The organism is Gordonia rubripertincta (assembly GCF_038024875.1).
Lineage (GTDB): Bacteria > Actinomycetota > Actinomycetes > Mycobacteriales > Mycobacteriaceae > Gordonia > Gordonia rubripertincta.
The window spans coordinates 2,889,779-2,903,251 of record NZ_CP136136.1; the positions used below are offsets into that span (position 1 = coordinate 2,889,779).

Annotated in this window: 14 protein-coding genes and 1 tRNA gene; 7 read left to right on the forward strand and 8 right to left on the reverse strand. The window is 66.8% G+C overall.

Features of this window, described 5'->3' with window-relative positions; genetic code table 11:
* Positions 1 to 30: 30 nt before the first annotated feature.
* Positions 31 to 1,008, reverse strand: a complete 978-nt coding sequence (locus RVF83_RS13110) for a ribose-phosphate diphosphokinase (RefSeq protein WP_005200959.1) — start codon at positions 1,006 to 1,008, stop codon at positions 31 to 33.
* Between the two features lie 72 nt (positions 1,009 to 1,080).
* Entirely contained in the window at positions 1,081 to 2,544 is a 1,464-nt protein-coding gene (glmU, locus tag RVF83_RS13115; RefSeq protein WP_005200958.1) for a bifunctional UDP-N-acetylglucosamine diphosphorylase/glucosamine-1-phosphate N-acetyltransferase GlmU, read from the reverse strand.
* A gap of 278 nt (positions 2,545 to 2,822) precedes the next feature.
* Between glmU and RVF83_RS13120 the strand changes: the two genes are divergently transcribed.
* From RVF83_RS13120 to RVF83_RS13130, 3 genes are all read left to right on the forward strand, one after another.
* Positions 2,823 to 3,578 carry an SDR family oxidoreductase gene (locus tag RVF83_RS13120; RefSeq protein WP_005200957.1) on the forward strand — a complete coding sequence of 252 codons (756 nt, stop codon included), beginning with the start codon at positions 2,823 to 2,825 and terminating at the stop codon, positions 3,576 to 3,578.
* Positions 3,579 to 3,699: 121 nt separating this feature from the next.
* Positions 3,700 to 3,771, forward strand: a tRNA-Gln gene (locus RVF83_RS13125).
* A gap of 160 nt (positions 3,772 to 3,931) precedes the next feature.
* Positions 3,932 to 4,294 carry a hypothetical protein gene (locus RVF83_RS13130; protein ID WP_005200954.1) on the forward strand — a complete coding sequence of 121 codons (363 nt, stop codon included), beginning with the start codon at positions 3,932 to 3,934 and terminating at the stop codon, positions 4,292 to 4,294.
* Positions 4,295 to 4,309: 15 nt separating this feature from the next.
* Here the strand turns inward: RVF83_RS13130 and RVF83_RS13135 are convergent, their stop codons facing one another.
* The 4 genes from RVF83_RS13135 to RVF83_RS13150 are packed head-to-tail and all read right to left on the reverse strand — an operon-like array spanning position 4,310 to position 8,053.
* The gene (locus RVF83_RS13135) at positions 4,310 to 5,278 is read right to left on the reverse strand and encodes a glycine betaine ABC transporter substrate-binding protein (RefSeq protein WP_005200951.1); all 969 of its coding nucleotides are present in this window, start codon (positions 5,276 to 5,278) and stop codon (positions 4,310 to 4,312) included.
* The gene (locus RVF83_RS13140; protein ID WP_005200948.1) at positions 5,275 to 6,090 is read right to left on the reverse strand and encodes an ABC transporter permease; all 816 of its coding nucleotides are present in this window, start codon (positions 6,088 to 6,090) and stop codon (positions 5,275 to 5,277) included. The genes RVF83_RS13135 and RVF83_RS13140 overlap by 4 nt, the downstream gene beginning before the upstream one ends.
* A complete protein-coding gene (locus tag RVF83_RS13145) occupies positions 6,087 to 7,412 on the reverse strand; it encodes an ATP-binding cassette domain-containing protein (RefSeq protein ID WP_005200947.1) in 1,326 nt (441 codons plus the stop codon). Before RVF83_RS13145 ends, RVF83_RS13140 begins: the two co-directional genes overlap by 4 nt.
* Positions 7,409 to 8,053, reverse strand: a complete 645-nt coding sequence (locus RVF83_RS13150; RefSeq protein WP_005200945.1) for an ABC transporter permease — start codon at positions 8,051 to 8,053, stop codon at positions 7,409 to 7,411. Before RVF83_RS13150 ends, RVF83_RS13145 begins: the two co-directional genes overlap by 4 nt.
* A gap of 194 nt (positions 8,054 to 8,247) precedes the next feature.
* Here RVF83_RS13150 and RVF83_RS13155 point away from each other — a divergent pair, with 194 nt between their 5' ends.
* Together RVF83_RS13155 and RVF83_RS13160 are read left to right on the forward strand one after the other, a co-directional pair.
* The gene (locus RVF83_RS13155) at positions 8,248 to 8,907 is read left to right on the forward strand and encodes a vitamin K epoxide reductase family protein (RefSeq protein ID WP_005200944.1); all 660 of its coding nucleotides are present in this window, start codon (positions 8,248 to 8,250) and stop codon (positions 8,905 to 8,907) included.
* 96 nt (positions 8,908 to 9,003) lie between these two features.
* Positions 9,004 to 9,705 carry a TetR/AcrR family transcriptional regulator gene (locus RVF83_RS13160; protein ID WP_005200943.1) on the forward strand — a complete coding sequence of 234 codons (702 nt, stop codon included), beginning with the start codon at positions 9,004 to 9,006 and terminating at the stop codon, positions 9,703 to 9,705.
* Here RVF83_RS13160 and RVF83_RS13165 read toward each other — a convergent pair.
* Positions 9,702 to 10,496: a dioxygenase gene (locus RVF83_RS13165; RefSeq protein WP_119031713.1), complete on the reverse strand. Its 795-nt coding sequence runs from the start codon at positions 10,494 to 10,496 to the stop codon at positions 9,702 to 9,704. The two genes, RVF83_RS13160 and RVF83_RS13165, sit on opposite strands and share 4 nt — an antisense overlap.
* Positions 10,497 to 10,661: 165 nt before the next feature.
* Between RVF83_RS13165 and RVF83_RS13170 the strand changes: the two genes are divergently transcribed.
* On the forward strand, positions 10,662 to 12,245 hold the full coding sequence (locus RVF83_RS13170) for a cation:proton antiporter family protein (RefSeq protein WP_005195559.1): 1,584 nt from the start codon (positions 10,662 to 10,664) through the stop codon (positions 12,243 to 12,245).
* 7 nt (positions 12,246 to 12,252) lie between these two features.
* Here RVF83_RS13170 and RVF83_RS13175 read toward each other — a convergent pair whose 3' ends face one another.
* Positions 12,253 to 12,801, reverse strand: a complete 549-nt coding sequence (locus RVF83_RS13175) for a GNAT family N-acetyltransferase (RefSeq protein WP_005195560.1) — start codon at positions 12,799 to 12,801, stop codon at positions 12,253 to 12,255.
* A 73-nt stretch (positions 12,802 to 12,874) separates the two neighbouring features.
* Here RVF83_RS13175 and RVF83_RS13180 point away from each other — a divergent pair, with 73 nt between their 5' ends.
* Entirely contained in the window at positions 12,875 to 13,414 is a 540-nt protein-coding gene (locus RVF83_RS13180; protein WP_005195562.1) for a hypothetical protein, read from the forward strand.
* Positions 13,415 to 13,473 lie beyond the last annotated feature (59 nt).

Consider the following 13,473-nt stretch of genomic DNA (forward strand, 5'->3'; position numbering starts at 1 on the left):
CGGGCGCGGTGGTGAGAGGGAAATGAAAGACTAGGCGATGCCGTCGAACAGGCTTGTGACCGAGCCGTTTTCGAAGACCTCGCGGATCGTCTGCGCGAGCAGCGGGGCGATCGACAGGACGGTCAGGTTCTCGAAACGCTTCTCGGCCGGGATGGGCAGCGTGTCGGTCGCGATGACCTCCTTGGCGCCGCAGCCGGCGAGACGCTCGGCGGCCGGATCGGAGAAGACGCCGTGGGTGGTGGCGATGATGACGTCGCCGGCTCCGGCCTCCTTGAGGACGCGGACCGCGCCGGCGATGGTGCCGCCGGTGTCGATCATGTCGTCGATCAGGACGCAGGTGCGTCCCTCGACCTCGCCGACCACGCGGTTCGACTTGACCTGGTTGGGGACCAGCGGGTCGCGGGTCTTGTGGATGAACGCCAGGGGAGCGCCGCTGAGGGCGTCGGCCCACTTCTCGGCGACGCGCACCCGACCGGAGTCCGGCGAGACGACGGTGATGTTGTCGGTGCCGTAGTTGTCGCAGACGTAACCGGCGAGCTGGCCGAGGGCGTGCATGTGGTCGACCGGGCCGTCGAAGAAGCCCTGAATCTGGTCGGTGTGCAGGTCGACCGTGATGATGCGGTCGGCGCCCGCGGTCTTCAGCAGGTCGGCGATGAGGCGGGCCGAGATGGGCTCGCGTCCGCGGTGCTTCTTGTCCTGGCGGGCGTAGGGATAGAACGGCAGGATCACGCTGATGCGCTTGGCCGAACCGCGCTTGAGTGCGTCGATCATGATCAGGGCTTCCATGACCCACTGGTTCAGCGGGTAGGGGCAGCTCTGCAGCACGAACGCGTCCGAGCCGCGGACGGACTCCTCGAAACGGACGAACAGCTCGCCGTTGGCGAAGTCGCGTGCCGTCTGGGGGGTCACCTTGATGCCCAGTTCGTCGGCGACGGCTTCAGCCAGTTCGGGGTGGGCACGACCAGAGAACAGCATCAGGTTCTTCTGGTTGTCGGTGGTCCAGGTCATGAAAACTCTTCTGTCCGTTTCGGTTCGATCAGTTGGGCTGCCTGCCGCGGGCGGCAGGGCTTCTCGGGTGCGCTAGGCGGACCCGGGGTCCTTGTCGCGTGCCGTGAGGGCCGCTTGTGCCGCCGCGGTGTCGGGCCGCTTGCGCACGACCCAGTCCTCGATGACACGTTGTGTCCCCGCCGAGACCGCGAGGGCTCCCGGCGGTACATTTTGCCGCACGACGGTTCCGGCGCCGGTATATGCCCCGTCGCCGATGCTCACCGGGGCGACGAACATGTTGTCCGAGCCGGTGCGGCAGTGGTCGCCGATCACCGTGCGGTGTTTGTTCACGCCGTCGTAGTTGACGAAGACACTCGACGCCCCGATGTTGGAGTGTTCGCCGATCGTCGCGTCGCCGACGTAGGTGAGGTGCGGGACCTTGGATCCGTCGCCGATCGTTGCGTTCTTGGTCTCCACGAAGGTGCCGATCTTGCCGGCGACGCCGAGCACGGTTCCCGGTCGCAGGTAGGCGAACGGGCCGACCGAGGCGTTGCCGCCGATGACGGCGTCGCTGCCGTGGGTGCGGATGACGTGGGCGCCTTCGCCGATCGTGACGTCGGTGAGCGTGGTGTCGGGCCCGACGACCGCGTCGGCGGCGATGTGGGTGCGGCCGTAGAGCTGCGTGCCGGGTTCGATCCGCACATCCGGCTCGATCGTCACGTCGACGTCGATCCAGGTCGTGGCCGGATCGACGACGGTGACGCCGTCGACCTGGTGGCGGCGGATGATCCGGCGGTTGAGCTCGGCACCGAGGTCGGCGAGTTGGGCACGGTCGTTGCAGCCGGCGACGAGGACGGGGTCGGCGACGGTGAAGCCACGGACCGCCTGGCCGGCGTCGCGGGCGATCTCGACGATGTCGGTCAGATAGAACTCGCCCTGGACGTTGTCGGTCGACAGCTTCGAGAGCCCGTCCCGCAGGGCGTCGGCGTCGACGGCGTAGACACCGGCGTTGACCTCGGTGATCGCGCGCTCTACTTCGGATGCGTCCTTGTGCTCGACGATCGCGCGGACCGTGTCGTCGTCGGCCCGGATGATGCGTCCGTAGCCGGTCGGGTCGTCGGCGACGAAACTGGTCAGCGTCACCGCGGCACCACCGTCGGCGGTGTGGGTGTCGATGAGGCCGCGCAGGGTGTCGGCGTCGAGGAGCGGGACGTCGGCGGCGGTCACGATGACTGTTCCGCGGAACGTTTCGGGCAGGCCGGTGAGTCCGACGCGGGCGGCGTCGCCGGTGCCGCGGGGCTCGTCCTGTTCGGCGATCGCGATGTCGCGGCCCAGTTCGGCGGCGATGTCGGCGACGGCGGCCGAGACCCGTTCACGTTCGTGGCTGACCACGACGATCAGGTGGTCGGGGTCGATGCCCGACGTGCCGTGCAGGGCGTGGCCCAGAAGTGACCGGCCGGCCATCGTGTGGAGGATTTTCGGGGTCTTGGACTTCATGCGGGTACCGGCACCCGCGGCCAGCACGATCACGGCCACAGATGGCGACGTTCCCGACATCGAATGCCCACCCTCTTCCTTCATCGGTGTTCACGTCGGGTGCGATCCTACGCACCGGTAGAACGGGGCAATAACGCGCCGCACCGATTCTCGCTGAATGCGACGCTGTCACGTGATGGAACACACGTCATCGAACTCCACCTGATAGAACACAAGGGACCGCGTTACCCCGAGCGTTCGATCGGTGCGCCATGGATGTTCTACGTCGACGCGCAGGCGGGGAGCGGACCAGCGCGGGCCGGGCGACCGGCCCGCTCACCTGACCAACGGAGGTAGAAATGAGCACGCAGAAGACCGCGATCGTCACCGGTGCGGCACGGGGCATCGGTGCTGCCGTGGCGAAGCGACTCGCCGACGACGGCCTGGCCGTGGCAGTCCTGGACCTCGACGCCGATGCCTGCGCCGACACCGTCAAGGCCATCACCGACAAGGGTGGCAAGGCCATCGCCGTGGGCGCGAACGTCGCCGACGAGGCCTCGGTGCAGGCCGCTGTCGAGAAGGTCGCCGCCGAGCTCGGTGCGCCGACCGTCGTCGTCAACAACGCCGGCATCACCCGCGACAACCTCCTGTTCAAGATGACCGTCGACGACTGGGACGCCGTCATGGCCGTCCATCTGCGCGGCGCCTTCAACGTCACCAAGGCCGCGCAGAAGTACATGGTCGACGCCGGCTGGGGCCGTGTCGTCAATCTGTCGAGTACCTCGGCTCTCGGCAACCGCGGCCAGGTCAACTACTCGGCCGCCAAGGCCGGCATGCAGGGCTTCACCAAGACCCTGGCCATCGAGCTGGGCAAGTTCGGCGTCACCGCCAACGCCATCGCCCCCGGATTCATCGAGACCGAGATGACCGCCGCCACCGCCGAGCGCGTCGGCGTTCCCTTCGAGGACTTCAAGAAGGCCGCTGCGAGTCAGATCCCGGTGAACCGCGTGGGCGTCCCCGAGGACATCGCCCACACCGCGTCGTTCTTCATCAGCGAGGGTGCGGGCTTCGTGTCCGGTCAGGTCGTCTACGTCGCCGGTGGTCCGAAGGACTGACCCGACTGACAGACTTCCTCTCGACTCCCAGACTTCGATCGTCGTCTGGGAGTCGAGAGGAAGTCGACCGGTGGCGTCGCCTCGCCGCCGGAGCGCTGTGGCACAATCGTCAGCGCAGTATTCCCCCATGGTGTAATCGGCAACACTTCTGATTTTGGTTCAGGCATTCCAGGTTCGAGTCCTGGTGGGGGAGCTCAGTTCGACGGTGTGGAAGCTCCGCAGACCCCGATGCAGCTCGAGGAGACACGTGCGCGCTGAGTACGGATGACGGATTCGCTCTATCGGGGGACACCGCTCGAGGTACTGCTTCCGGCAGGATCGGGCTACCGTCCGATCCACCGAAGGGCTTCACCGTGAAGAAAGCACTCTCCGCAGGCTTCGCCGCTGTCTCGATCCTGTTGTCCGCGGCGGTGATCGGTCCGGTGCCCGACGCGAACGCGGCCGGGAAGGTGACGATTTTCCCGAACTACGCGGACCGCAACTGTGGGATGAAGGGCTTTGCGATCCAGCACGTCAAGGTCGCGGCCACGCCAGGTGGTACCCGGGTCAATGCGAACGGCCAGCGCTGGGCGCGCATTGCCGTACCCAGCCGTGGAAGAGTCACGCTCACCGCACAGCTTCAGTGCCAGAACGTACGGCTGAAGCAAGCGGTCCAGTGGGTGACGGTGCAGGACAGTGTCACGAATGCGCAAGCGTGGAAGAGCTACTACTTCTGAGGTACGGCCGGAGCCCTAGGCGATGAACCCCTCGGCCTGCAACCAGTCGTAGGCGACGTCGGCGGGGTCCTCGCCGTCGATGTCGATGCGGCCGTTGAGTTCCTGCATCGTCGCGTCGGTCAGCTTGGCCGACACCGGCGCCATCAGTTCGGCGATCTCCGGTGCCTGCTCATAGAGCTTGGTGCTGACGACTACGCATCCGCTGTACGGCAGGAAGAACTTCCGGTCGTCCTCGAGCACCGTCAGATCCAGGTTCTTGATCCGGCCGTCGGTCGAGTACACCATGCCGAAGTTGCAGGGCTCGCTCTTCGCCGTCGAGGTGTACACGACGCCTGAGTCCATGACGGTCACGTTGTCTTTCGGGACACCGTTGGGGGTGCCGAGAGGAATGCCGTAGGCCTTCAACATGGGGATCATCCCGTCGGCGCGACTGAGGAATTCGTCGTTGATGCAGAACGTCCGCTCCGACACTGGCAGCTTCGCGATGTCGGACATCGTTGTGACGTTCAGGCGTTTGGCCGTAGGTGCGGACGCCGCGAAGGCATATGTGTTGTTGAAGGACGCGGGTGGCAACCACTCGGCGCCGTTGGCGCGGTCGGCATCGCGGACCCGCTGCCACAACTCGTTCGGGTCGGAGATCGTCTCCGTCTCGCCCAGGTAGGTCTGCCAGGCGGTGCCGGTGTACTCCCAGAGGATGTCGGCGTCACCGTTGAGCAGAGCCTGCCGGGAGGACATGGAACCCGGTGCGTTGGTGAGGTCCTCGACCGCCGCACCCGCCGCACCGAGGTAAGTCGCGGTGATCTTGCCCAACAGGACGGACTCGGTGAAGTTCTTCGACGTGACCCGGATCGTGGTGCCCTCGAGGGGCGTCGACCCGTCGACCAGGAAGGCCTCGCGGAAGGTGCCCGACGAGCTGACCAGCCCACAGCCCGCGAGCACCACCATGAGCATCGCCGTGAAGACGGCCAGGACGGGCTTTCTCATGAGATCCCCCGGGGTGTCGCGGCCAGTTCGACGAGCCGTCCGAGCCAGTCGATGGTCATCGCCAGGAGCGCGACCAAAATCGCGCCGGCGACGAGCAGTTTCGGCAGGAACAGGGTGATGCCGGTGGTGATGAGCGTCCCGAGGCTCGTCGCACCGATGAACGTGCTCAGGGTCGCGGTACCGACCAGGATGACCAGCGCCGTGCGCACGCCGTTCAGGATCACCGGCACGGCGAGCGGCAGCTCGACCTGGAAAAGCGTTCTTGCTGCGGACAACCCGATGCCGCGGGACGCCTCGACCGTCCGTTGGTCGACCTGGCGCAGGCCGACGATCGTGTTCTGCAGGATCGGGAGCACGGCGTAGACGACGAGACCGACGACGGCGGTGTTGAAGCCGGTGCCGAGCCAGAACGTGAACAGCACCAGCAGACCGATGGCGGGGGCCGCCTGTCCGATGTTGGCGACGTTGACCGCAATCGGGTTGAGCCACTTCAGGGATGGCCGGGTGAGTGCGATGCCGAGCGGGATCGCGATGCACACCACGATCACGGTGGCGGTGAGTGTGAGCTGGATGTGGTCGAGGATCGTCGATCGTAGGGCCGGCCACGACATCGAGGCGGACTCGGTCTCGGTGAAGGTGGTGCGCTGGTACCAGATCAGGAATCCGACGCCGATGACGATGATGACCAGCGGTTCGAACCAGACGTCGATGGGCACCTTCGCCAACCGGCGCCGGAATCCGCGTCGAGGTGGTTGGCCCGGTGCCTCTGCCGCCGCGGTGACCCGCGCGGACTCGTCGGCGACCGCGGTCATCGTTCGGCGCTCTGTTCGGCGGCCGCGTTCTCGGCAGCCGCGTCCTCATCGGCCGCGACGACCGGTGTGTCGGCGGGTGCCGATCCCTCGGTGTGGTCGAGGTAGCCGACGTGGTCTTCGTCCCGCACATCCGCGAGTTGCCCGCGGATCGCCTCCATCACCGACGCGATGTTGAGCGCGCCGATGACCGCGCCGCGGCCGTCGGTGACGAGAACCCCACCCTGACTGGTCGCGAGCATCGAGTCGAGTGCGTCGTTGAGCGTCGACGACCGGGCGACGACGGGCAGTCGGGGGTCGAGGTAGTCCGACACCTCGGGCTTGGCAGCGACCTCCTCGACACTGGGCCAGGCCCGTGGCCGTCCGTGCTCGTCGACGACGACCAGCCAGTCCTCGCCGGCTGCCCTCGTGCGATTGACCACACTGCCGGACGGTTCGCCGACGCGGGCGGTGACGACATCGCGGATCTCGACATCGCGGACGCGGGTGAGGGTCAGATGGGCCAGTGTCGCACCGGAACCGACGAACTCCTCGACGAACGGGCTCGCCGGGTTGGCGAGGATCTCCTCCGGCGGCGCGAACTGCTCGATGTGCCCGCCCTCGGAGAGGATCAGGACCTTGTCACCGAGTTTGGTGGCCTCTTCGAAGTCGTGGGTGACGATGACGATGGTCTTGCCCAGTTCGTGCTGGATGGCGATCAGCTTGTCCTGCAACCGGGCACGCGTGATGGGGTCGACAGCACCGAACGGCTCGTCCATCAGCAGGACCGGCGGGTCGGCGGCGAGGGCCCGGGCCACGCCCACACGCTGCTGCTGGCCGCCGGACATGTCCTTGGGCAGGCGGTCGGCGAAGGTCGCGGCGTCGAGTCCGACCAGGTCCATGAGGTATTCGGTGCGCTCGGCGATGCGTTTCCTGTCCCACTTCAGGATTCGCGGGATGGTGCCGATGTTCTTGCTCACCGACCAGTGCGGGAAGAGCCCGCCGGACTGGATGACGTAACCGATGGACTGGCGGAGTCTGTCCGGGTTCTCCGCTGTCACATCGCGTCCGCCGATGTAGATGCGCCCCTCGGTGGGCTCGATGAGCCGGTTGATCATCTTGAGGGTCGTGGTCTTGCCGCAGCCCGACGGGCCGACGAAGGCGACGATGTCACCGGCGTCGATCTCGAGGTCGAGTTGTGCGACCGCGGGCCTGGTCTGGCCCCGGTAGCGCTTGACGACGCCTTCGAGGCGGATCGATGCGCCGGTGACGACGCGACCATTGGTACCGGACGACGGTTGGCCTGTCAAGGATTTCGACGACGGGGCGGTGGCGGAGTCGGTCATGAGAGTCCCTTGGAGATGGTGAGTCGGCCGAGCAGAACCAGGAGAGCGTCGAAGACGAGCGCGACGACGACGATGAGAAGTGTTCCGGCCAGGGCTGATTCGAGGGCGTTCGCGCCTCCGAGTCGTGCGAGACCGTTGAAGATCAGTGACCCCAGGCCGGGGCCGAGGACGTAGGCGACGATCGCCGCGACGCCGACGATCATCTGTGTGGACACCCGGATTCCGGTCAGGATCACCGGCCATGCGATCGGTAGTTCAACCGTCAGCAGGATGCGCCAGCGCGATAGGCCGATGCCGCGGGCGGATTCGACGACCGACGGCGGCACCGAACGCAGTCCGACCACCGCATTGCCGATCACGGGCAGCATCGCGAAGAACGCCAGCATCAGGAACGACGGTGTCACACCGAGTCCGAACGGCACGATCAGCAGCGCGAGCAGGGCCAGCGACGGAATCGTCAGCGCCACACGACTAGAGGTCAGGGTGAGTGCCGAGGCCAGCGGAAGCCGGTAGACCAGCGCGGCCACCGCGATCGCGACGAGCGTGCCGACCAGCACGGTCTGGAACGACAATGACGCGTGTTGATAGGTCAAAAACGTGAGGGAGCGAGCGTTGTCGCCGATGTAATCCCACAATTGCACAGTTGTGTCCCATCCCCAGTGGTGAATCCGACATTACGCATCGTCGTGTGCCGGTGCCGACATTTGGCGGATCGAGCGTGCCTTTACCCTCACGTTGGGCAAATAACCCTCCTTGGTTTGCGGATGCCGAGTTCGGCACGATTCCGCGCACGCCGGGAGACGGCGACCCCGTCGGACGGTGTCATCCTGGATGAGTGAGTGAGAGCGCCCCGGTTGATGCACCGACCACCTTCGAACCCGATCCCGACGACCGTGCACTTCTGGCGGAGGCCGTCCGCTCGTGGACGCGGATCGTCGCCTGGGTGCTGAGCGTCGGAGGTGCGATCGGCTTCGTGGCGTCGTTCGTGCTGACGGTCGAACGAATCGAACTCTTCAAGAACCCCGACTACGTGCCGTCGTGCAACTTCAACCCGGTTCTGAGCTGCGGTTCGGTGATGGCCAAGCCGCAGGCCGCGCTGTTCGGGTTCCCGAATCCGTTGCTGGGCATCGCCGGGTTCGCGGTGGTGATCACCACCGGCGTGGCGATCCTCGCGGGCGCACGTCTCGCGGGCTGGTACTGGGCGGGCTTGCAGGTCGGCGTGACCGCGGCGATGGCCTTCATCTGCTGGCTGATCTACTCGAGCCTCTACTCGATCGGCGCGCTGTGCCCGTACTGCATGGTCGTATGGGCGGTGACGCTGCCGATCTTCGTCTTCGTCAGCGTGCGCAACCTCCACGCGAGCGGCTTGACCTCGCGATCCGGGGTGGCGCTCGCGGTCGCCCGCAGCCACGCTCTGATCCTGGTCCTCGTCGTCGCGCTCGTGATCGTGCTCATCGCGGTGAGGTTCTGGTCGTACTGGTCGAGCCTGTACTGAGGGTCGGCGGCTCGTCGCTTACGCTCCTCGCACCTCAGGGAGCAATAGTTGCCGCAACATTCGTGATTCCGCGGCGTCTCGTCCTAGGCTTGGCGCATGGCGATCGGACGTCCGGCAGATGGTGCTTCGGAGGCGCAGCGCGCACCCCGGGCGCGGATGACCGGTGCGCAGCGTCGGTTACAGCTGATCGAGGTGGCGCGGGGACTGTTCGCCGAACGCGGTTACGAAGGCACCTCGATCGAGGAGATCGCGCAGCGCGCAGGAGTTTCCAAGCCGATCGTGTACGAGCACTTCGGCGGCAAGGAAGGTCTCTACGCGGTCGTCGTCGACCGTGAGATGGAAACGCTGCTCGAGATGGTGACCGCGTCGCTGTCGAAGAACCGGTCGCTGTACCGCATTCAACAGGTCGCGCTGGCGCTGCTCACCTACATGGAGGAACGCACGGACGGCTTCCGCATCCTCGTCCGCGGCGACAGCACCGCGTCGACCGGCGAAACGGCCACCTACTCAAGCCTTCTCAACGACGCGGTGAGCCAGGTCGAGCACATCCTGGCGGGCGACTTCGAGCGTCGCGGCTTCGACCCAGCACTCGCCCCGCTTTACGCGCAGGCCCTCGTGGGCATGGTGTCGTCGACCGCCCAGTGGTGGCTCGACGTCCGCGAGCCGTCGAAGGAGGTCGTGGCCGCCCACCTGGTGAACCTCTGCTGGAACGGCCTCACCCGCCTCGACCCGTCGCCGGCTCTTGTCGGCCCCGACTATGTCGAATCACTGAAGCGCACCACCGCCGACGACGGTTAGACCAACACTAGGCTCCGCTTGGAGAGTCCCATCCAGAACCCGTCGATGACCTGATCGGGGCGCTGTTCGACGTCGTCGCCCGCACCGAGCGCGACGAACAACGGCGCGAAGTGTTCAACCGTCGGGTGTGCGTACGGCATGCCGGGCGCGGTCTGCCGGAATCTGATGAGCGACTCCACATCTCCGGCGGTGAAGCATTCGGCCGCCCACGCGTCGAACTCGGCCGACCAGCTCGGCGGAGTGGCCTCGGGCCGCCAGTCCCGCAGAAACGGCAGGCCGTGGGTGGTGAACCCGGAACCGATGATCAGCACACCCTCGTCGCGTAACGGCCGCAGGCGCCGGCCCAGGTCGAGCAGTCGCTCGGGGTCGAGGGTCGGCAGCGAGATCTGCAGGACCGGGATGTCGGCCTCGGGGTACATGACGGTCATCGGCACGTACGCGCCGTGGTCGAGGCGTCGGGTGGCATCGTGGGCGATCGGTTCGCCGTCGGGCATCATCGCGGCGACGCGTCGGGCCAGGTCGGGGGCACCCGGCGACCGGTATTGGACACGGTAGTACTTCTCCGGGAAGCCGCCGAAGTCGTAGGTCAGCGGCGTGCGGGAATCGGTGGAGCCGATGGTGAGGGGCGCGGCTTCCCAGTGAGCCGAGACGATCAGGATCGCCGTCGGTCGCGCGAGCCCCTGCGACAGTGTCTTCAGCTGCCGGACCCAGGTGGGGCTGTCGACGAGAGGCGGCGCGCCATGGGACAGGAACAGTGCGGGCTGCCGGGTGGGGGAGTTCGAGCTGCGCATGACCCATACTAACCGGACTGCGGTCCGGTTTGTTCCTCGTGGTCCGTCGAGACGCCCGGTGTCCCGGTACTCGGCGGGCCATCGCGCTTCGTGCCGCGTGCGGCGATAACGTTCCAGACATCCCCGGCGGCCGTCACGGCCCAGAGAGGAAGGGACTTCCGGCGCGTGGAGACAGTCGGCATCTATCTCGTCGTCATCTTCGGATGTGGGTTCCTCGCGCGTCTGATCCGTCTGCCCACCCTGGTCGGGTACCTGGCGGCAGGGTTCATCCTGCACGCGCCCGGCATCGACGAGCTGCCGATCATCGACACCCTCGCAGATCTGGGCGTGACGATCCTGCTGTTCACCATCGGGCTCAAGCTCGACCTCCGGATGCTGTACCGACGTGAAGTCTTCCTGACGACCGGGCTCAACCTCGCGGTGCTGCTCGGCCTCACCACCGGCTTCCTCGGACTCCTGTCGACGCTGGGCGTGCAGATGCTGATGGACGAGAGTTGGAAGACGCTCGCTCTTCTCGGTTTCGCGTTGTCGTTCTCGAGCACCGTCTTCGTCGTCCAGGTTCTCGATGAACGTTCGGAGTCCCATTCCCTCTACGGACGTATCGCCATCGGCATCCTGGTGCTCCAGGACGTCGTCGCGGTCGGCTATCTCACGGCGATGAGCGGGGAACCGCCGAGTCCGTGGGCGCTGGCGCTGGTTCTCCTGATCCCCGGTGCGTACGTCGTCCGGCGACTCTGGAACCGGCTCGGGCACGGCGAACTCCAGACGCTCTTCGGTGTCACCATGGCGCTCGTGCCGGGGTACTGGCTGTTCGAGACCGTCGGGATCAAGGGCGACTTCGGAGCGATGGTGATCGGCGTGCTGCTGGCCTCGCATCCGCGCGCCGGGGAGCTGTCCCGCACGCTGTTCGGACTCCGTGAACTGCTCCTGGTGGGCTTCTTCGTCTCGATCGGACTCCACGTCACGCCCACCCTCGACACGGTGATCCTCGGACTGGTCCTCGTGGTACTCCTACCGCTCGAGGCCGCGCTCTTCACGTTCGTGCTCGCCATGTTCGGCCTGCGGCGGCGTACCTCGATCCTGGCCGGGCTCGCACTGGCGAACTTCTCCGAGTTCGGGCTCATCGTCATCGCCAACGGTGTGAGCAACGACCTGCTCGACGACGACTGGCTGGTGGTCACCTCGGTCGCGGTCGCGGCGAGCTTCGTCTTCTCGACCCTCGTCAACCGCCGCGGCTCCAATCTGGTGGCCAGGCTCTCGGCCTATGTCCCGAGGACGGCGGCCGCGAGCGCCCATCCCGACGACGCGGCGATCGACCTCGCACCCGCGCGTGCGGTCGTCTTCGGTCTCGGGCGGGTGGGCAGTTCGGTCTACAACCGTCTCGTCGACGAGTACGGGCTGAACGTCGTCGGCGTCGAGAACGATCCGCTGAAGGTGGCGAACCTCCGCGGCCGCGGATTCCGGGTCATCGAGGCGGACGCGACCGAGACGGGGTTCTGGGATCGGTGTGAGGGGGTCTCCGACCTCGACATCCTCGTGATGGCCATGCCGTTCCACGGGTCCAATCTGGTGGCCCTCGACCGGGTGGAGGAACGGGACTTCGACGGCACCATCGCCGTCGTCGCCCAGTACGACGACGAACGCGACGAACTGCTCGCCCGGGGTGCCAACGTCGCCTTCCACATCTACGAGGGCACCGGCGTCGGTCTGGCCGATGCCGCCGCCGAGGCCGCCGGCCTCGACCGTTGAGACCTCGCTAGCGGGCCGTCGCCCAGAGATCCTTCTGCATGTAGACGCAGTCGATCCACTGGTCGGCCTTGTGGCCGATGGAACGCAGGCGGCCTACCTCGGTGAATCCGAACCGCGAGTGCAGGGCGATCGATCCCTCCCCGCCGGTCGCAGCGATCACCGCCACGATCTGCCGCACGTTCTCGGTGTTCGCCCGCTCGAGCATCCCGGCCATCAGCGCAGATCCGACGCCGCGACCGCCGTAGCCCGGACGGACGTAGATGGAGTCCTCGGTCGACCGGTCGTATGCCGGCATGGCTCGGAACGTACCGAGGTAGGCGTATCCGACGATGTGTTCGCCGGACTCCGCCGGAAGCGTCGCGACGACGAAGGGCCGATTCGCCTCGCGGATCGACTGGTACTTCGCCAGCCATGCGGTGTGCGAGGGAACCATGTAGTCGAAGGTGGCGACGGTGTTCTCCACATAGTGGCGGTAGATGTCCGCGACGGCCGCGAGGTCGGTCTCGACGGCGTCGCGCACCATCACCCCCATGGCGTCGGTCTGGGCTCCCTGCATGCTGATGACAATAGTGGTGTGGGGGCAACCACTCGTCTACTACTTCGGGTAGTAGCGAGCGTAGGCTCGGAGCATGCCTGCGGCGTCCGATCCGGCCGAACGACTTGTGCGCGTGCACTGGTCGGTCGTCGCTGCCCTGGTGTCCGGGTCGCTGAGTTTCGGGGCGCACGCGCTCGCCGGGGGAGGGCTCCCGACTTCGTCGCACATGGTCCTCCTCGTCGCGATCAGCGCCGGGCTCGGCTGGGCGAGTGGGGCAGTGGCCGGAACACGCGGCCGTGCGGCCGAGATCGTCTCCGTCGGCGCGGCACTCACCGTCGCGCAACTCCTCGGGCATCTCGCGATGCACACCGGCGGCCACCACGCGTCGACGCCGCTGCTGCCCGGTCCGACGATGATCGGTTCACACGTTGCGGCGCTGCTGATCTCCGCGGTTCTCCTCGTCGGCGCGCGGGAGTGCGCACGCCGTATCTGTTCACGCATTCTGGCATCGACGACGCGTCCGCTGATCGCCGTCGGCGATGTGCTGGTGGTCGTGGGTACGGTGAATCCGCTACGACCGCTGTTCGGCCGCACGGGTATCCGGCCCCGGGGTCCGCCCGCGCTCCCTGCCTGACCCCTATTCCTCCCCACCCTCCCGCCGGCGCCCGCTAGCGCCGGTGATGACTCGCGTAC

Coding starts and splice junctions, on each gene's coding strand:
- RVF83_RS13110 (WP_005200959.1), bottom strand. CDS start 1,008: ATGACCTGGACCACCGACAACCAGAAGAACCTGATGCTGTTCTCTGGT.
- glmU (WP_005200958.1), bottom strand. CDS start 2,544: ATGTCGGGAACGTCGCCATCTGTGGCCGTGATCGTGCTGGCCGCGGGT.
- RVF83_RS13120 (WP_005200957.1), top strand. CDS start 2,823: ATGAGCACGCAGAAGACCGCGATCGTCACCGGTGCGGCACGGGGCATC.
- RVF83_RS13135 (WP_005200951.1), bottom strand. CDS start 5,278: ATGAGAAAGCCCGTCCTGGCCGTCTTCACGGCGATGCTCATGGTGGTG.
- RVF83_RS13140 (WP_005200948.1), bottom strand. CDS start 6,090: ATGACCGCGGTCGCCGACGAGTCCGCGCGGGTCACCGCGGCGGCAGAG.
- RVF83_RS13145 (WP_005200947.1), bottom strand. CDS start 7,412: ATGACCGACTCCGCCACCGCCCCGTCGTCGAAATCCTTGACAGGCCAA.
- RVF83_RS13160 (WP_005200943.1), top strand. CDS start 9,004: ATGGCGATCGGACGTCCGGCAGATGGTGCTTCGGAGGCGCAGCGCGCA.
- RVF83_RS13165 (WP_119031713.1), bottom strand. CDS start 10,496: ATGCGCAGCTCGAACTCCCCCACCCGGCAGCCCGCACTGTTCCTGTCC.
- RVF83_RS13175 (WP_005195560.1), bottom strand. CDS start 12,801: ATGCAGGGAGCCCAGACCGACGCCATGGGGGTGATGGTGCGCGACGCC.
- RVF83_RS13180 (WP_005195562.1), top strand. CDS start 12,875: ATGCCTGCGGCGTCCGATCCGGCCGAACGACTTGTGCGCGTGCACTGG.